20 protein-coding genes are annotated in these 17,275 nt (G+C 65.5%); 16 read left to right on the forward strand and 4 right to left on the reverse strand.

Annotation, left to right across the window (positions count from 1 at the left end; all coding sequences use genetic code 11):
• The first annotated feature begins 77 nt into the window (after positions 1-77).
• From B9Z03_RS13435 to B9Z03_RS13470, 8 genes are all read left to right on the forward strand, one after another.
• Entirely contained in the window at positions 78-710 is a 633-nt protein-coding gene (locus B9Z03_RS13435; RefSeq protein ID WP_085464664.1) for a DUF2460 domain-containing protein, read from the forward strand.
• Positions 707-1,618: a DUF2163 domain-containing protein gene (locus B9Z03_RS13440; RefSeq protein WP_085464665.1), complete on the forward strand. Its 912-nt coding sequence runs from the start codon at positions 707-709 to the stop codon at positions 1,616-1,618. Before B9Z03_RS13435 ends, B9Z03_RS13440 begins: the two co-directional genes overlap by 4 nt.
• The gene (locus B9Z03_RS13445) at positions 1,596-2,036 is read left to right on the forward strand and encodes an NlpC/P60 family protein (RefSeq protein ID WP_085467650.1); all 441 of its coding nucleotides are present in this window, start codon (positions 1,596-1,598) and stop codon (positions 2,034-2,036) included. Before B9Z03_RS13440 ends, B9Z03_RS13445 begins: the two co-directional genes overlap by 23 nt.
• Positions 2,036-5,959: a baseplate multidomain protein megatron gene (locus B9Z03_RS13450; RefSeq protein ID WP_085464666.1), complete on the forward strand. Its 3,924-nt coding sequence runs from the start codon at positions 2,036-2,038 to the stop codon at positions 5,957-5,959. Before B9Z03_RS13445 ends, B9Z03_RS13450 begins: the two co-directional genes overlap by 1 nt.
• On the forward strand, positions 5,959-7,137 hold the full coding sequence (locus B9Z03_RS13455; protein WP_085464667.1) for a glycine-rich domain-containing protein: 1,179 nt from the start codon (positions 5,959-5,961) through the stop codon (positions 7,135-7,137). The genes B9Z03_RS13450 and B9Z03_RS13455 overlap by 1 nt, the downstream gene beginning before the upstream one ends.
• Before the next feature lie 12 nt (positions 7,138-7,149).
• Positions 7,150-8,181 (forward strand): DUF2793 domain-containing protein, encoded by a 1,032-nt coding sequence (locus tag B9Z03_RS13460; protein WP_085464668.1) that lies wholly within the window; start codon positions 7,150-7,152, stop codon positions 8,179-8,181.
• 14 nt (positions 8,182-8,195) lie between these two features.
• The gene (locus B9Z03_RS13465) at positions 8,196-8,543 is read left to right on the forward strand and encodes a hypothetical protein (RefSeq protein WP_085464669.1); all 348 of its coding nucleotides are present in this window, start codon (positions 8,196-8,198) and stop codon (positions 8,541-8,543) included.
• Positions 8,544-8,689: 146 nt separating this feature from the next.
• Complete coding sequence (locus B9Z03_RS13470; RefSeq protein ID WP_085464670.1) at positions 8,690-9,502, forward strand: DNA adenine methylase; 813 nt, start codon at positions 8,690-8,692, stop codon at positions 9,500-9,502.
• Positions 9,503-9,624: 122 nt separating this feature from the next.
• Here the strand turns inward: B9Z03_RS13470 and B9Z03_RS13475 are convergent, their stop codons facing one another.
• A complete protein-coding gene (locus B9Z03_RS13475; RefSeq protein ID WP_085464671.1) occupies positions 9,625-10,326 on the reverse strand; it encodes an SOS response-associated peptidase in 702 nt (233 codons plus the stop codon).
• Between B9Z03_RS13475 and B9Z03_RS13480 the strand changes: the two genes are divergently transcribed.
• From B9Z03_RS13480 to B9Z03_RS29410, 6 genes are all read left to right on the forward strand, one after another.
• Positions 10,300-10,686, forward strand: a complete 387-nt coding sequence (locus B9Z03_RS13480; protein WP_139832265.1) for a hypothetical protein — start codon at positions 10,300-10,302, stop codon at positions 10,684-10,686. The two genes, B9Z03_RS13475 and B9Z03_RS13480, sit on opposite strands and share 27 nt — an antisense overlap.
• A gap of 176 nt (positions 10,687-10,862) precedes the next feature.
• The gene (locus tag B9Z03_RS29845; RefSeq protein WP_176247518.1) at positions 10,863-11,030 is read left to right on the forward strand and encodes a hypothetical protein; all 168 of its coding nucleotides are present in this window, start codon (positions 10,863-10,865) and stop codon (positions 11,028-11,030) included.
• On the forward strand, positions 11,027-11,833 hold the full coding sequence (locus tag B9Z03_RS13485) for a hypothetical protein (RefSeq protein ID WP_085464673.1): 807 nt from the start codon (positions 11,027-11,029) through the stop codon (positions 11,831-11,833). Before B9Z03_RS29845 ends, B9Z03_RS13485 begins: the two co-directional genes overlap by 4 nt.
• A 284-nt stretch (positions 11,834-12,117) precedes the next feature.
• Complete coding sequence (locus B9Z03_RS13490; protein WP_085464674.1) at positions 12,118-12,393, forward strand: hypothetical protein; 276 nt, start codon at positions 12,118-12,120, stop codon at positions 12,391-12,393.
• A 20-nt stretch (positions 12,394-12,413) separates the two neighbouring features.
• Positions 12,414-13,397 carry an IS1595 family transposase gene (locus B9Z03_RS13495; protein WP_085464675.1) on the forward strand — a complete coding sequence of 328 codons (984 nt, stop codon included), beginning with the start codon at positions 12,414-12,416 and terminating at the stop codon, positions 13,395-13,397.
• A 42-nt stretch (positions 13,398-13,439) separates the two neighbouring features.
• Positions 13,440-13,832 carry a hypothetical protein gene (locus B9Z03_RS29410; protein ID WP_139832266.1) on the forward strand — a complete coding sequence of 131 codons (393 nt, stop codon included), beginning with the start codon at positions 13,440-13,442 and terminating at the stop codon, positions 13,830-13,832.
• A 361-nt stretch (positions 13,833-14,193) separates the two neighbouring features.
• Here the strand turns inward: B9Z03_RS29410 and B9Z03_RS29415 are convergent, their stop codons facing one another.
• Positions 14,194-14,415: a hypothetical protein gene (locus B9Z03_RS29415; RefSeq protein ID WP_139832267.1), complete on the reverse strand. Its 222-nt coding sequence runs from the start codon at positions 14,413-14,415 to the stop codon at positions 14,194-14,196.
• 436 nt (positions 14,416-14,851) lie between these two features.
• Between B9Z03_RS29415 and B9Z03_RS13500 the strand changes: the two genes are divergently transcribed.
• Positions 14,852-15,265, forward strand: a complete 414-nt coding sequence (locus B9Z03_RS13500; RefSeq protein WP_432416997.1) for a helix-turn-helix domain-containing protein — start codon at positions 14,852-14,854, stop codon at positions 15,263-15,265.
• A gap of 1 nt (position 15,266) precedes the next feature.
• The gene (locus tag B9Z03_RS13505) at positions 15,267-16,058 is read left to right on the forward strand and encodes a DUF6456 domain-containing protein (RefSeq protein ID WP_085464676.1); all 792 of its coding nucleotides are present in this window, start codon (positions 15,267-15,269) and stop codon (positions 16,056-16,058) included.
• On the opposite strand, the gene B9Z03_RS13510 is transcribed toward B9Z03_RS13505, so the two are convergent.
• Both B9Z03_RS13510 and B9Z03_RS13515 read right to left on the reverse strand, forming a co-directional pair.
• Positions 16,059-16,493, reverse strand: a complete 435-nt coding sequence (locus B9Z03_RS13510) for a SufE family protein (RefSeq protein WP_085464677.1) — start codon at positions 16,491-16,493, stop codon at positions 16,059-16,061.
• A 54-nt stretch (positions 16,494-16,547) separates the two neighbouring features.
• Positions 16,548-16,898 (reverse strand): DUF5330 domain-containing protein, encoded by a 351-nt coding sequence (locus B9Z03_RS13515; protein WP_085464678.1) that lies wholly within the window; start codon positions 16,896-16,898, stop codon positions 16,548-16,550.
• Between the last annotated feature and the right edge of the window lie 377 nt (positions 16,899-17,275).

The raw sequence follows: 17,275 nt of genomic DNA on the forward strand, positions 1-17,275 counted from the left end.
CAAGCGCGGCCCGGCCGTCGTCGGCCGCCTCGTCCGGAGCGCAGGCCCGAAGGCCCGCTCGCGCGTGAGGACAAATCATGACAACCGCCTTCATGGACGACGCGATCTTTCCGCTCCATGTCAGCCTAGGCTCGCCTGGCGGTCCTGACTGGCCGGCCGAGATCGTCGAGCTCGCCTCGGGCCGCGAGGAGCGCAATACGTCCTGGTCGGCGCCGTTGAGGACGTACGATGCGCGCTTCGGCGTGCGCACGCCGGCGGAGCTCTACGAGGTCCTGTCGCTCTATCACGTGGCGCTCGGCCGCTTGCGCGGATTCCGCTTCCGCGACTGGACCGATTATCGCTCCGGCGCGCCGAACCAGCAGCCGACGGCCACGGACCAGGCGCTGGGCATCGGCGACGGTGCGACCACTGTCTTCCAGCTCGTCAAGCGCTACGGCTTCGCGGGCGAGTATTTCGACAGGCGCATCACCCGGCCCTACGGCACGCTGCTGATCGCGGTCGACGGGGCGCCGATGGTCTCGGGCTGGTCGCTCGACGTCACGACCGGCACCGTGACGTTCGACGATCCCCCGGCCGACGAGGCCGTGCTGACATGGGGCGGCCAGTTCCATGTGCCGGTGCGGTTCGACTGCAAGCTCGACCAGATCTCGCTGCGCTCTGCCGCGATCGGCGACATTCCGTCGATCTTCCTGAAGGAGCTGAGGGAATGAAAACGCTTCCGTCCGGCCTTGCCGCGTCGGTGGCCTCCGGCGTCACGACGTTGTGCACCTGCTTTCGTGTGACTCGGCGCGACGGCGCGGTGTTCGGCTTCACCGACCACGACCGCGCTTTGGCGTTCGAAGGCGTCGATTTCGAACCCGGCACCGGGTTCACCGGCTCCGACGTGTCGGCATCCATCGGCCTCGCCGTCGACACGATGGAGGTGGACGGCGCGCTGTCCTCGGACGCGATCACCGAGGACGATCTGGCGGCAAAGCGCTGGGACGGCGCGGCGGTGACCGTGTGGCGGGTCGACTGGAGCGACGTTTCCGATCGCGTCGTTGTCCTCTCCGGCACGCTCGGCGAGATCGAGCGCGGGCCGGTCGCACACCACACCGAGCTGCGCAGCCTGGCGCATGCCCTCAACCAGCCGACCGGCCGGATCTACGGCGCCACCTGCGACGCAGACCTGGGCGACAGCCGCTGCGGCGTCGACCTTGGCGCGCCGGCCTATTCCGACACGGGCTCGGTGGCGTCGAGCTCGTCCAGGAATGCGTTCACGACGGCCGGACTGGGTTCCTTTGCCGCCGATTGGTGCCGGCGCGGCAAGCTGACTTGGACAAGCGGGGCGAATGAGGGGCTGATCGTCGAGGTCAAGCGGCATCTGACGCTCTCCGGCGCGCGCGCGATCGAGCTCTCGGAGGAAATGCCGTTCGATATCGAGGCCGGAGACGGCTTCGCGATCGAGGCCGGCTGCGACAAGACGATCGCCACCTGCGCCGCCAAGTTCGACAACGTCGTCAACTTCCGCGGCTACCCGCACATGCCAGGCAACGACTGGATCATGTCCTATCCCAACCGGGACGACGGCAATGACGGCGGCAGCCGGCTGCGCGATGGAGGCCTCTTTGCGACGTGACCTTATCGTCGCCGCGGCGCGGCGCTGGATCGACACGCCCTATGTGCACGGCCAGTCGGCCTGGATGGCGGGGTGCGACTGCCTCGGGCTGGTGCGCGGCGTCTGGCGCGACCTCTATGGCAGCGAGCCGGAGCTGCCGCCGGTCTATACCGCGGACTGGGCCGAGATCGGCGGCCGGGAAGACCTGCTGTCGGCCGCGCGGCGCAACCTCGCCGAGATCCCGCTCGCCGAAGCTGCCGCGGGATCGGTTCTGCTCTTCCGCTGGCGGCCAGGCCTTCCTGCCAAGCACTGCGGCATCCTGTCGGCGCCCGGCCGAATGATCCATGCCTATGACAGGCGCCGCGTCCACGAGATCGCGCTGCCGGCCGGCTGGCGGCGCAGGATCGCCGCCGCCTTCGACTTCCCGGGGGCGAACTGATGGCAACGCTCGTCTTCGGCCTCGTCGGCAAGTGGATCGGCGGCTCGCTGCTCGGCGCGCTGGGCACCATCGCCGGCCGCGTCGTCGACCAGATGCTGTTCTCGCCGACCATCAAGCGGGAGGGGCCGCGGTTGTCGGACCTCACCTTCTCGGCATCGACCGAGGGCGCACCGGTGCCGCGCGTGTGGGGGCGCATGCGGATCTCGACACAAGTGATCTGGGCGACCCGCTACAAGGAGGAGAAGAAGACGACGACCTCCGGCGGCAAGGGCGGGCCGCGCGTCAAGACGACCGAGTATCTCTATTCCGTCTCGATGGCCGTGGGCCTGTGCGAGGGCGAAATCGCGGGCGTGGGACGAGTCTGGGCGGACGGCAAGGTCATCCGGCTCGACGACTACAACCACCGCGTTCATCTCGGCACCGAGGACCAGGAGCCGGATCCGCTGATCGCCGAGATCGAGGGCGAGGACCGGACGCCGGCCTTCCGCGGCACCGCCTATCTCGTCTTCGAGGATATGCCGCTGGAGAAGTTCGGCAACCGGGCGCCGCAGATCACGGTCGAGGTGATCCGCAGGCCCGCCGAGGGCGCAGCACTCGAAGACATGATGCGTGCCGTCACTCTCATCCCGGGCACGACCGAATTCGGCTATGCAACGACGCCGGTGTTCCTGTCGGAGGTGGACACCGAACTCGACGACGCGATCGGCGAGAACCAGACGGCGTCGAACGCCGCGACGGACCTGGTCATCTCGCTCGACCGCCTGCAGGCGGAGGCCCCGGCCGTCCAGGCGGTGGCCCTCGTGGTGGCCTGGCACGGCACGGACCTGCGCTGCGGCGAATGCGAGATCCGGCCGAAGGTCGAGGCTACCGGCCGAAACACCAAGCCGTTCGAATGGCGCGTCGCGGACGTGACGCGCGGCACGGCCCTGGTCGTCAGCCAGTATGGCGGGAGCCCGGCGGCCGGGGGGGCGCCCTCGGACCGCAGCGTCTACGAGGCGATCGTCGAGCTGAAAGGGCGCGGTTTCGAGGTGACGCTCTATCCGTTCATGCTGATGGACATCCCGGCAGGCAACGAGCTGCCGGATCCTTATGGCGGCGATGAGCAGGCGGCCTTTCCGTGGCGCGGCCGCATCACCTGCCATCCCGCGCCCGGCGAGCCCGGCACGGCGGACAAGACGTCCGCGGCGGCCGATCAGGTTGCCGCCTTCTTCGGCACGGCGTCGGCCGCCGACTTCGGCTGGAATGCGGCGCAGAAATGCGTCACCTATTCCGGCCCCGACGAATGGTCGTTCCGGCGGCACATCCTGCACCTGGCGGCGATCGCGGCGGCGAGCGGAGGATTGTTCGGCGGCGATCCGCTTGTCATCGATCGCTTCCTGATCGGCTCGGAAATGGTCGGGCTCACCTCGGTCCGGTCATCGTCGTCAAGCTATCCGGCCGTCGCCCAACTGATCGACCTGGCGGCCGAGGTCCGGGAACTTCTCGGCGAGGACACTCTCATCGGTTACGCGGCCGACTGGAGCGAATATCACAGCCACCGGCCCGCCGACGGCTCGGGCGACGTCTTCTTCAATCTCGATCCGCTGTGGTCGGACGACGAGATCGACTTCATCGGCATCGACAATTATCTGCCGCTCGCCGACTGGCGCGACGACCCCGTCCATCTCGACAAGACCGCCGGCGCGGCCTCTATCTACGACCTCGACTATCTCAGGTCGAACGTGGAAGGGGGCGAGTATTTCGACTGGTACTATACCGACCAGACGGCCCGTGACGCACAGGACCGGACGCCGATCGTGGACGGCGCGGAAGGCAAGCACTGGGTGTTTCGCCAGAAGGACTTCCGGGCCTGGTGGAGCGAAGCACACCATGACCGGCCGGCCGGCGTGGAAGCCGGCAGCCCGACCGCATGGGCTCCGCAGTCCAAGCCGATCGTCTTCACCGAGCTCGGCTGTCCGGCCGTCGACAAGGGCGCCAACCAGCCCAACGTCTTCGTCGACCCGAAGTCCTCGGAAAGCCATCTGCCGTACTATTCGCGCGGCCGTCGCGACGACCGGATGCAGCGTGCCTATCTGGAGGCGGTGTTGTCGTACTGGAGCGACGACGCGAACAATCCCGCTTCCGGCGAATATGACGGCAGGATGGTCGACGTCGACCATATCCACCTGTGGACCTGGGATGCACGGCCCTGGCCAGAATTCCCCCAATTCGCCAGTCTCTGGGCCGATGCGGCGAACTGGCGGCTCGGCCACTGGCTGTCGGGCCGTCTCGGCGCCGTCAGTCTCAGGGATGTCGTCGCCGACATCGGCGGCGGCTACGGCGTCGAACTCGACACGGGCCGCTTGGCGGGCCTGGTCTCCGGCTACCAGCTCGACCAGGTGATGACGGCGCGCAGCGCGCTCGAACCGCTGGCGCGCACTTACTTCTTCGACGCCTATGAATCAGGGGAGACCCTGCGCTTCCGGCATCGCGGCGAGACCCCGGCCGCGAGTTTCGCGCGCGCCGATCTCGTGGTGCGCGACAATGGCGACTTCGCCCTGACGCGCGCGCAGGAAAGCGAGTTGCCGCGCGGCGTGGACTTCAGCTTCTACCTTCCCGAGGCGGACTACCGGCAAGCGGCCGTCCGTTCTCGCCGGCTGGCGGGCGCGTCCAGGTCGATCGAGCAGGAAGGGGCGGCGATCGCCTTCTCCGAAGGCCGGGCGGGCGCGATTGCCGACACGCTCCTGTTCGAGGCGCACGCGGCACGAGAGAGGGCAGAGTTCACCTTGCCGCCGAGCGCGCTCGCCCTCGATGCCGGCGACGCCGTCGCACTGACGGTCCCCGCGGGCGGCGGAGCGCGGAAGGTGAACCTCAAGCTTGGCGTCGTCGGGCTCGACCGGGCGCGGACCGCCTCAGGCACCCGCGAAGACGCCTCGGTCTACGACCAGGACGACGGACCGGAAACGCCGCGGGCGCTGACCCGGCCTAAGGCGACCCCGCCGCCTGTGTTCCGCTTCCTCGACATTCCGCTGCTGCGCGATGCCGAGGCGGCGACCGCGCATGCGCCGCGCGTCGCGGCCTGGTCTTCGCCCTGGCAGTCGGTCAGCCTATTTCGCGCTGCCGCCGAAGGCGCATCGCTAGGCCTCGACACCGAGATCTCCGATCGGGCGGACATGGGCAAGCTGGCGCAGGCATTCTACCGCGGTCCGCTCTGGATCTGGGACGAGGGCAACGATTTGGTGGTCGACGTGGCCGCCGGCGTGACGCTCGCCTCTGCCACGGAGATCGACGTGCTTTCCGGCGCGAACACTGGGGCGGTGCATACCGGGTCGGACCGATGGGAAATCCTGCAGTGGCGGACGGCGGAGCTGATCGCGACACGCAGATATCGGCTGACCGGGCTCCTGCGCGGGCAGCGCGGATCCGACGCCGACATGGTGGACGAGGTGCCGATCGGTGCTGCTTTCGTCGTGCTCGACGTGGCAGTTACCGCGACCGGCTTGCCGGCGGCACTGGCGCTGCAACCGAACTACTGGCGCTGGGGACCGGCCGGAAAGGCCTCGACCGACGCACTCTACGAGGGGGCTACCAAGACCTTCGCCGCTGTCGGCCTGCGCCCGCTGTCGCCTGTCCATCTCGGTGCGTCGTGGGAGACGGACGGCGACATCCAGATCGGCTGGACGAGGCGCACCCGCATCGGCGGCGACGGCTGGGAACAGGTCGAGGTGCCGCTCGGCGAGGAGAGCGAGACCTATGAGGTCGAGATCCTCGATACGGCCGGCGCCAGCGTCGTGCGCACGGTCAGCGGCCTTGGCGCGCCGGCATGGCTCTACACGGTCGCGGACCAGACCGCCGACCACGGGGCGCCGCTCACCTCGATCAGGTTCCGCGTCTACCAGATGAGCGCCACGATCGGCCGTGGCGCGATGGCGGAGTATCCCTGATGGCCGTCACCGCCCTGAAGACAAGCTGGCTCGGCTACGAGAGCGAGACGGGTGCACTCGTCTTCTGGGACGGCTCGAAATACCGGCCGCTGCAGGAGGCGGCCGGCTATGCCTCGGCCGTGCACGGCCACGCGATCGCCGACATCGCCGGCCTGCAAGGGGCGCTGGACGCGAAGCTGGCGCTCTCCGGCGGATCGATGAGCGGGGCGTTGGAGGTGCCCCTAGTCGATCTCGGCGAGACCCGCCTGTCGGGGGACGGCGACGATCTCTATGTCTGGGGATTCAAGACCTGGCATCAGGGCAATGACGGGGCCGGCTCGGGCCTCGACGCCGACCTGCTCGACGGGCAGGACGGCGGCTACTACACCAACATAGCCGCCCGGCTCGGCTACACGCCCGTCAACAAGGCCGGCGACACGATGACGGGCACGCTGAACCTGCCGCAGCTCTCCCTGCACGCGTCGACCCCGCTGACGGGCGACGCCTCGGGCCTGTATGTCGCCGGCAGCCGGATCAAGACCGAGGGAAACCTGGCTGCGGGCCTGTTCCGCTCGCAGCAGACGTTCATCGCCAGCGGCACCTGGACCCGATCGTCCGGCATCAAGAGGATCCTCGTTTTCGCCTGGGGCGGCGGTGGCGGCGGGGGCGGAGCCCAGGGAGGGACGGCGAACGGCGCTTGCGGCGCCGGCGGCGGGGCCGGCGGATTCGGCTGGAAGCTGATCGACGTGACGGCGATCGCGAGCGTCACGGTGACGATCGGCGCCGGCGGCACTGCCGGCAGTTCGTCCGGCGGCACTGGCGGCACGGGCGGCACGACGAGCTTCGGCACGCACCTGTCCGCGACGGGCGGCATCGGCGGCACCGGCCAGACCAGCGGCAACTGGGCGCAGATCGTCGCCGGCGGATCGGGCGGCACCGCGTCCGACGGCGATTTCAACGTAACCGGTTCGCCCGGCGCACCGGGCATTCGCCTCGACTACCAGAACGGCATCGCGGGTCGCGGCGCGGCGGCTGCCTGGCTGGGCGGCGGCGGCAACGGATTCGCTGGCAACACCGCCGGCCAGGCCGGATTTGCGCGCGCCGACGGCGGCGGGGGCGGCGTCGTGGCCGACAACGCGACGGGACGGGCCGGCGGCGCGGGCGCGTCGGGCATGATCTGGGTCTGGGAATTCGAATAGGGATCGATCGATATGACGAACTCGCCGCAGCTGCAGCTGCCCTACATCGCCGCCGAGCAGGCGCAGAAGCACGTCACGCACAATACGGCGCTGCGCAAGCTCGACGCGCTGGTGCAACTGTCCGTCAGGGACCGAGACCTCACGGCGCCGCCCGGCGCGCCTTCGGACGGTGACCGCTACATCGTGGCGGGGGCGCCTACCGGCGCATGGGCCGGGCAGGCGGGAAAGATCGCCGCCTGGCAGGACGGAGCCTGGCAGTTCTTCCTCCCGCGGGAAGGTTGGGTCGGCTGGGTCGACGACGAGGACGTGCTGGTCTACTGGACCGGCGCGGCATGGGCGAAGATCAGCGCGACGACGACCGGCGCCCTGCCGGACTCCGGGGGCACGGGCATCGGCGTTTACAGCTTCGTCACCGCTGCGTTCACACCGCAAGCGCCCGTCTCTGGAACCGCCATTCACATGGCAAACGAGGGCGCGCAGACCCGCTTTCTGTTCGACAATTACCTTTCGGGCGCGGGGGGAAACATCATCACGGGCCGCAAGGCACGCGGGACAGCGGCGGCGCCATCAGCACTGGTCCTCAATGACAATATCCTCTCGTTCCATGCGTTTGGCCGCGGAGCCACCGGCTACTCAGCAAACCCGCGTGGGTTCCTCAATATCGCCGCCGCAGAGACCTGGACCGACTCCGCCCAGGGCACCAAGCTCTCGGTTGGCCTGACTGCGGTCGGCGCCGCGGCAGCAACGCTGGACCTCCTGACCCTGACCACGACTGAGATGAACCTCGACGGCGCGGTCGCCGTGACGATGGGCGGCGCCGCGAACGTGGTCATCGACACCAACCGGCTGTTCCGGCTGCGCTCCTACACCGTCGCCGCGCTGCCGACGCCCGGAACCGTCGGGCGCATGGCGTTCGCCTCGAACTGCCGTGTGTTCAACGGCGCAGGCACTCAGGAGGGCGCGGGCGCCGGGAGCGGCGGCCTCGTCGTCGACAACGGAACCGCATGGAAGATCGCCGGCACCAACGTGACTGCCGTCGCCTAACCAAGGAGAGTCTCATGGAAGAATGGATCGAGGAGTTTCTCTATCGCGGGAGACCGCCGAGCGGACCCGGCAGCGAGATGCCGAGCGAGTTCCAGGTGACGATCGGGCAGCAGGCGCCGAACCCGTTCGACCCGGCGTTGCCGCCGAGCCGCCGCACGATCGGACCGCTGACGCCGACGCAGGCCGCCGAGGCCGGCTGGCCCGTCGAGCGGCTGGTCGCCGGGCTCAACGCCGCGGCCTTGCGCGATCTGGACGCCGCGAAGGCCGATCTCGCGACCGTCACCGACAAGCTCTCTGCGCGAGAGGCCGAACTCCTGGCCCTCACGAGGGAGGCTGCCGACGCAACTACGTTCGATTCCTGACCACGGATGGCCCGGAGTTTGCTCCGGGCAGCGGGACCGCCGCCAAGCAAGAACCCGCCCGACAGCCAGGGAACATACCTGTCGCACCCGCTGCCCACGGAGGACCGTGGGCGAAGCGAGCGTGACCGATTCCTGGACACCCTTGAATGCCTGTTGAAAGCGAATTCACACCTGTTTCATCGACCCACCCGCCGGCGCCCTATATCGGCGGTAAGCGCCGCCTCGCGGCCGAGCTCGCGCGCCGCATCGCGGCGGTGTCCCACCGGACCTATGCGGAGCCGTTCGTCGGCATGGGAGGCGTCTTCTTCCGCCGCGATCGCCGGCCGCCGGCCGAAGTGATCAACGACCGAAACGGCGAGGTGGCGAACCTCTTCCGTATCCTGCAGCGTCACTATCCGCAGTTCATCGAGACCCTGCGTTTCCAGATCTCCGGGCGGAAGGAGTTCGAGCGGCTCAAGGCCTCAGACCCGACCACGCTGACCGATCTCGAGCGCGCCGGCCGATTCCTCTATCTCCAGCGGACCGCCTTCGGCGGCAAGGTGGCCGGGCAGAATTTCGGCGTCGATCCTCGCTCAAGCGGCGGCTTCAACCTAACGCGGCTGGTACCGGTACTCGAAGACGTGCACGAGCGGCTGGCCGGCGTGGTGATCGAATGCCTGGACTGGCAGGAGTTCATCCGCCGCTATGACCGGCCGGGCACGCTTTTCTATCTCGATCCACCCTATTGGGGTTCGGAGGGCGATTATGGGAAGACGTTGTTCGACCGGGCGCAGTTCGCGCTCCTGGCCGAGGTGCTACGCGGGATCAAAGGGCGTTTCATCCTGTCGATCAACGACCGACCGGAGGTCCGAGAGGTCTTCGCGGGCTTCCAGGCGGACGGGGCGGAACTGCTCTACTCGGTGGCCGAAGGCAAGCCAGTTGCGGCCAAGGAGCTGATCATCAGCGGACCCGCGCAATGAGGTGCGCCGGCCGTCAGCGGATCCAGCCGAAGGTCAGCGCCACGTGGCCGATCATGGACCCGAAGCGCGAGATGAATGCCAAAGCGAGCAGTAGACGGCCATACCAGGGCATTGCGGCGCTCCTAGATGAGATCCGGCGGAAGCGGATCAAGGATGTCCGGGGTGTTGTTTTTCGGCGACCCGACCGCGCGGCCGATCTTCCACATGGTCATCAGTTCGGCGGGGAAAGGCCGCATGAGGTCTGCCGGGTCCTCGCCGAACATCCAGCGGTGATAGTCCGCCGGGGCGATGATGACCGGCATGCGGTCATGGATCTCGGCGACCATCTCGTTCGGCGGGCAGGTGATGACGGTGAAGGTGCGGATGACCTCACCTGTCTCGGGGTGCATCCATTCCTCCCAAAGCGCCGCCAGGGCAAACGGCTCGCCCGAACGCATCGCGATCGCGTAGGGCTGTTTGTTCTTGCCGGTGCCAAGGATGTCCTTCCACTCGAAGAAGCCGTCGATCGGCATCAGGGCTCGGCGGGCCTGGTAGGCGGCGCGGAAGAGGCCGTTGGTTTTTACCGTCTCGCACTTGGCGTTGATCGGCTGCGGTCCGCCGCTGGCCTCCTTGATCCAGCGGGGGATGAGGCCCCACTGTGCCGCGATGAAGCCGCTTTCGCCGTTGGCGGCGTCGGCGGCGACGATGATCGGGTATTTCTGGCGCGGCGCGCCGTTCCACCTGGGCAGGGAATTGCCGAGCCCCTCGACCTCGGCCGAATTGGCGAAGCCGAACTGCGCAACCAGCTCGCGCAGCGTATGCTTGATGTGAACCCGACCGCACATGAACTGACCTCCTCACGCCTACGCTATGGGCATGTCGCCGCCGGCTTGACGCTCCTCGGGCGGCGCTCCATTTCTGTTCCCATGTCCTCAACCCGGCTGGAAACCATAGGCGATCTCGTCGATGGCGGCTACTCGCTGCACTATCTGTGCTGGTGCGGCCGACACGGCTGGCTGGACCTTGAGGGCATCGCCGAGGGTTTTGGTCGCGATATCCGCTACCTGCACGACAACCTGACGCGTCGTCTGACGTGCGCAGCCTGCAAGAGGAAGGGCCAGCTCACGTACCGGCTTCACGGTCCGTTGACGGACGGAACGCCCGTCAGCCGGGAGCGGCCTCGGATGCTCTACGGGGCGGGCTAGGGAAACCTTCCTCGGACAGAGCTCGGGCTGGCGTCCTACCACTGAGCTGAGCGTCTTAGCTGGCATTGGAGCGGCGGGTGCCCGCGCCGGGACTAGGCCGAACGTTGGGCTTTTCGTGGTCGCGGCGACAGTCTAACATGACAGCTCCGAATGATGAGGGTTGGGGGATGCTCATCATGACTACACGAGAATTGCTCTTGAGAGCGCTGGAAGACGCCCTGCGGGACGAGCGCTGGTTTCTGGCTTATCTGATCGAGATGGCTGTCCAGCAGGCGCACGACGAGGAGCACCAGCACTACCGCCCACGTCTTGTCGACCGGGAAGATTTCAGGGGCGTTGAATGACAGTTGAAGCGGGGGAGGATTCCGATCGCCGGTCGGGATGGGTGACCTTCGGCTTTATCGCCACGGCGCTCTATGCACTTCTGTTGGCGGTCTCAATCTGGTCGCCATGGACTGGCTGGGGCTGGTCGGCGTGGGTGACGCGGGGCCAGGCTCTCAGTCTCAACGAATTCGGTGATCTACTGGCGGGCGCCTTTGCTCCGCTCGCCTTCCTTTGGCTGATGGTCGCGGTGATGGTTCAATCGCAGGAATTGAGGCTGCAGAAGAAGGAGCTCGAATTGACGCGGCAGGTAGCGGTCGAAACGCGCGCCGAGATCGCCGTGCAAGCAAGTGCGGCAAAGGCAAATGCTGACTACGTAGGACAGCAGACGGAGATCCTTACCAAACAGCTCGAGAGGGAGCAGCGCAGAGCTGCTAGCGACCAATTTGCGATACTGGTTCAGCTCACCGCTACGGTCTTGCGCACTCGCCTCGCAAACGAGGTTCATTTTTTCAAGGATGGCCACCCAGGTTGGCATCTGGTGAGGTCAGAGTGGTTCATTGGCGATGACTACAGGGACTTGGTTGCCGCTTCGCGCCAGATGAGGCGGGTCAAGGAAAAGCACAAGTTGGAGCTTGAAGCAGGAACTCTCGTGCTAAGGACGCCCTTCACGCGACGTCGACTACTCCAGCTCATCGACCTTCTTGATGCAATGTCGAGCCTCTCTGTCACCGCATATCATATGTCGCCGTTCATGGACGCCATCGAGGTCGCTGATTGGCGTCAAGATCTTCAGTGGTTGGCTGACCTTCCGGGAACTGCCTAGCGGTGCCATTTGAAGTTGCGCGCCGCGCCGTTTGATTTTGCGCGCTACAGGAACCGGCGGGCTTCGCACGCAAACTCATTCATCTGGTCGCTCCATGGCTGTCGACCAGAGAGTCCACCGAGGGGGAGAGGGTGCGGATAGATTCATCGAGCAGATGACGTGTAGACGCCGGATTCCTCAATTGAATCAAGGAACGGAAAATCAGATAAGGGAAAAGTTTCCCAATTATATACTTGACAAAGCAAGCTTGATGGCGCTAGATAGCGACAACAGGGGGAACAGCAATGACCAACAAGACCGAGCGACAGATTGTTGAAGAGTTGCAGGCCAAGGCTGACCGCCAGCGCAAGCAAGCTATCGAAATCCAGTTGGGCGACCCCGGTCCTTACGTGACCCCTCGGTTTGTTCGGTTCGACTCCGCCATGATTTCGGATCAGAACACCGTTCAACTGTTTCTAGAGACAGCCAAAGGCCAACAAGTTCGGGTGCAAATTGCCGCGGACCAGCTTCCCGGAATGAAGCTGATGCTGGACCACCTAATTTCACAGAAAGCCCGATAACGGCGCGCGGGAAGAAACCCATGAAACTCGACTCCCCAATCTTTCAGGACGCCGACGCAGCCCGCGTCCACCTGGAAGCGCAGCGTTGGCCGCATGGCCCGAACTGCCCGCACTGCGGCAACGCCCGCGCCGACCGCATCACCGCCATGAAGGGCAAGGCGCACCGCCCCGGCCTCTACAACTGCATGGAATGCCGCGAGCAGTTTACCGTCACCGTTGGAACCGTTTTCGAGCGTTCCAAGATCCCGCTGAACAAGTGGCTGCTGGCAACCTTCCTTATGGCCTCCTCCAAGAAGGGCATGTCCGCGCACCAGCTCCACCGCATGTTGGGTGTCACCTATAAGACCGCGTGGTTCATGGCTCACCGCATCCGTGAAGCCATGAAGGAAGACGTTTCGTCCGCCGGTCCCATTGGCGGCGAAGGCAAGACCGTTGAGGCCGACGAGACCTACATCGGAAAGCGTGAGACGCCCCGTAAGCCTTCACCCGCTCGCAAGGGCCGTCCCTACACCAAGTCGGGCAAGGCGGGCGGCAATCAGAAGCGTATCGTGGTCGGCCTTGTGGAGCGCGGCGGCAAGGCCCGCATGTTCCACTTGAACGACGCGACCAAGGAAACCGTCCGCGAGGTTCTGGTCCGTAACGTCGACCGCGCCTCCACCCTCTATACCGACTCGTCCCGCCTCTACACCCGCACTGGCGAGGAATATGCCAAGCACCGCACCACTAACCATGCAGCCGGTGAATACGCTCGCCGCGAGGGCGACGTTGTGGTTCACTCCAATACGATTGAAAGCGTGTTCTCAGTGTTCAAGCGCGGCATGATCGGCGTCTACCAGCACTGCGGTGAAGCCCACCTGCATCGCTACCTTGCCGAGTTCGATTTCCGTTACAATCGACGCGCCGCGCTGAAGATCACGGACGCCGAACGCCACGACCAATTGCTTGCACGAATTGAAGGTCGACGCCTCACCTATCGGCGGATTAGTGAAGCCGATTACGCCTAAGCAAAAAGCGCGTAAGCTCCTCCAGATCAGGAGGAAGTCAAAATGAAACTTTCAGTCCAGAAAATGCCAAGGGCCTCGCTCTTGGAAGATGGAAGCTTGGTCGAACTTGAATTTGAAACGTCAGGTGCACCCGTGACGCTTCAATTCGACCCTGACTCCTTAGAAAACTTTGCTGTCCGTGCGGTCGAACTCATTCGCCATGCTCAAAATCAAAAACGAGCCAGCGCTGGCCATCTCTCACTTCGAGCGTCGGATGTGGTAGCGGTTGCCGCAGACGCTCCAGTCGGCAGCGGCAAAGTTGTTGTCTCCTTTCGAGGCACAAACGGCATCGTCCAGTCATTCGCGCTAACGCCCAAAATGTCTGAAGGATTGCGGCCAACCCTGCGAAAAGCAGAGGCCAAGGCGCAACAAAATTCACAAGCTTCACGGCACTGAATTCTCCCCGGACTCGACTCGTGAATATTCCAGGTCCACATTCGGCATTGCACCGCAGCTCGCGAAAGCCCCGACTGCTCAGTCGGACACCCTGGATCGATCCCTGCGGTCCCAATGCCGATGTCGAGAAGGACTGCGCTCAACCCGCAACACCCTAATCGGCAACCTTGGAGAGCCTTGGGATCTACAGGAGGCGGAAGGCCAACGCCGAATGTGGGCCGGTAATCGCATCAACGGCGGCTTATCCGTTCATGCGGCGCTAACAGCGAAACCCTAACCGGTCGAGCTGCGCAGCGAGGCCGAGGGAACTCCCATGCGCAAGCAGGAACAACCTCGACTCATCGTGACTGTGAACGTTGATCTAGCGGCGTGCCTTCGGGCTCTTGCCGTTCTGATCGCCCTCTTCACCTGATCGGGGGCGCGGGGCTTCGGCCTCGCGCTTCCCCTTTTTCGGCTCGGGCGGTGTCTTCAACATCCGCTTTAGCGTCTCGTTGAACGATTGCTCGTCGGCGTCGGGCGTCGAGTTATCCCCGACATCACGCGCGCGGCTGGGGGAAACTGGCCTTTTGGACTCGCGCTCCACCGTGGCTTTCCCATAAATTCTGATTCGTCAGGGCGATGGAGGGGGTGTGCTCACTGTCCAAGGCGCACACACCCGCCTCACAAGGCTCTCTGACTGGCGCACCCGGCATTGCTGCTGGTGCCTTCTGCCCCGATCCATCGCGAGGCAGTCGTAAGTGGGGGCGGCTTGGTAGCTAGTCCGGGCTTCCGACCTTGGGTCTAGAGGGTTCAACCCCCTCCGCCCCCACCGCTGTGCACTGTGAATCAGTCTGACTAAATTTCCAACCCGCTTGACGCCTTTTCTTTTTCCACAGCTTCCGGCCTGTCACGCAGAACGAATCATAAACCGGACACCATGCTTTGTCACGTATATAATTAGGAAAAGTTTCCTATTTCTGTTCACACCCTCGGACCCCGTCGCTATAAGAAGAAATTCCTATTGTGGACGGAGGGACGGAGTGGCGACGACACAGGCCTTGTTCAGCGACCCGAGCGATGCACCGGAGCCACGGCCGCCGCGGTTCCCGGTGATCCGCTCCGTCCGCCACATCGAGCGGAACATCGAACTCTGCGAATGCATGATCGATATCGCCGCCGCGCTCTTCAACGTGAGCGGCCGCGATCTGCGTCATCCCGGCCGCTCCTCGCATTCGGTCGCCCGGGTTCGCCAGATCGCCATGTATGTCGCCCATGTCGTCCTGGGCCTGTCGATGAACGAGGTGGGCAGGGGATTTGGCCGCGACCGGACGACGGTGCTGCATGCGTGCCATCTGGTCGAGGACATGCGTGAGGACATGGAGTTTGACCGGATCGTCGCCATGACCGAGCGCGTGGCGCGCGCCGCACTTCGCAACCGTGATGGGGAATACTGATATGTCGAACGACCAGACCGCAGGATGGCTGGCGCTGTGTGCCATCGCCGACGGAAAGTGCCACGTCGCGGCGGGCGATGGGCCGGAGAGCGTCGTTCTCGCGGATGCGGCGGGCGGACATCACCGGACCGATTCCGCGGTTCTGCGCACGCTCGCCCGCAAGGCGCTCGTCCGGCGCCAACAAGACCGGCTGGTGCTGTCGGTGCTGGGCAAGGCGCTGCTGCGCGGGGCACGTGGTTCCGATCCGTTCCAGGCGCGGCGGCTAGACCTGGCGCTCGACGAGGTCGAGACGCCGCAAGGCCGCGCGACCGCTCTGGTCAACCTGGCGGAATCGCCGCTCAGGCAATTGGTGCGGCGCAGGACCCGGAACGGCGACGCCTTCCTCAGCAAGCAGGAATTCGACGCGGGCGAGCGGCTGCGCGCGGACTATACGCGGGCGCAGATGCTGCCGCGGCTTGGCGCCAATTGGGAGCAACCGATCTCCACCGGCCGCCGCGCGGGCTCGGCCGCCGACCTGTCCGACGGCGCGATCGCCGCCAGGGAGCGGGTTGAGCGCGCGATCGAGGAGGTCGGCCCGGAACTCTCCGGCGTGCTGATCGACGTGTGCTGCTTCCTGAAGGGACTGGAGACGGTGGAGGCCGAACGCGGCTGGCCGGTCCGTTCCGCCAAGGTGCTGCTCAAGGCAGCCTTGGGCGCGCTGTCGCGGCACTACCAGCCGGCGGCGACGGGGAACAAGCGCTGGCAGATCCTGTCATGGGGCAGCGAAGACTATCGGCCGTCGATCGGCGGCTGATCAGGCGGCGGCAGTGGCGGCGTCGCGGCGGATGCGCGCCACCATCGAGCGCAGGCCGTTGGCGCGCTGCGGCGTCAGGTGCTCGTCGAGCCCGAGACGCTTCAGGACGGCCTCGGCGTCGATGCGCGCGATCTCGCTCGCCCGGCGGCCGGAGAATAGCGCCAGCATGATCGCGACGAGGCCGCGCACGATATGCGCGTCCGAATCGCCGATGAAGCGCATGACAGGGTCAGGTCCGTCGCCGCGCGTGGTCTCGAGCCAGACCTGGCTGACGCAGCCCTGGACCTTGTTCTGCGGCGTGCGGGCCGAATCGGGGAAGGCAGGCAGGTCGCGGCCGAGATCTATCACGTAGCGATAACGGTCCTCCCATTCTTCGAGGAGTTCGAAATCGTCGAAGATCTGCTGGATGCCCGGGTTGAGTGCGGTATCGCTCATACCCTGCATATAGGTCGAAAGATGCGGCCGTCACAATGGCCGCGTCGGCAAAGCCTATTCGGACTTGGCTTCCTCGGAAGCCGCGGCAGGAACGGTCTGTGTCGCCGGCACTGTGCCGGTGGTCGTCGCATCCGGCTCGCCGAACCTGTCGTCCAGCAGTTCGAAGGCGATTCGCGAGGCCTCGCGCGCCCTGACACCGATAGTCTGGAGCGCGGCCTTGCCGGTGACACAGACATCCGGCTTGCGCTCGCAGATGCCGCTGATGTCGCCGACCGCCTCGCGCGCCGCCGACAGCGCCTGGATCGGCCCGACCGATTCGACTGTCTCGTTGCCGCCGGAACTGCCGAACGGAATGATCAGAAGAACGAGCGAAAGCCAGAAAGTGCAGCGGATCAGAAAGCCCATCGTCGCAGTCCCCGTGCCGGTTCGTTTTCGGGCGTTTTCCAGATGCAATGCGCCCTTGACGCTGCGACTGTCGCACCGACGCGCAAATGGCGGCTTGCGGCGAAAGCGACGATTTGGCGCGAATTCGCATCAAATTCGAAACATCCGGATTTGATTCAAAAACGATGAAAACTTGAATGGATTGCTTAACTTCGGATTAACCATATAAGTCTTTGAAGATATTGAATATTCGTCCTGTCTTGCCGTGGCGAGGACGAGATCTCGCCTTTTTCGACCGGCCGTGCGGGCATAACGGCACGTTTACCATGACGGCATTTCGCGCCGTTCCGCGATCCGCAAGGCGCCCGTTTCGGCTCTGGCAGGGACGGAAACGAGCC

The organism is Mesorhizobium australicum, assembly GCF_900177325.1.
Classification (GTDB): domain Bacteria; phylum Pseudomonadota; class Alphaproteobacteria; order Rhizobiales; family Rhizobiaceae; genus Mesorhizobium_A; species Mesorhizobium_A australicum_A.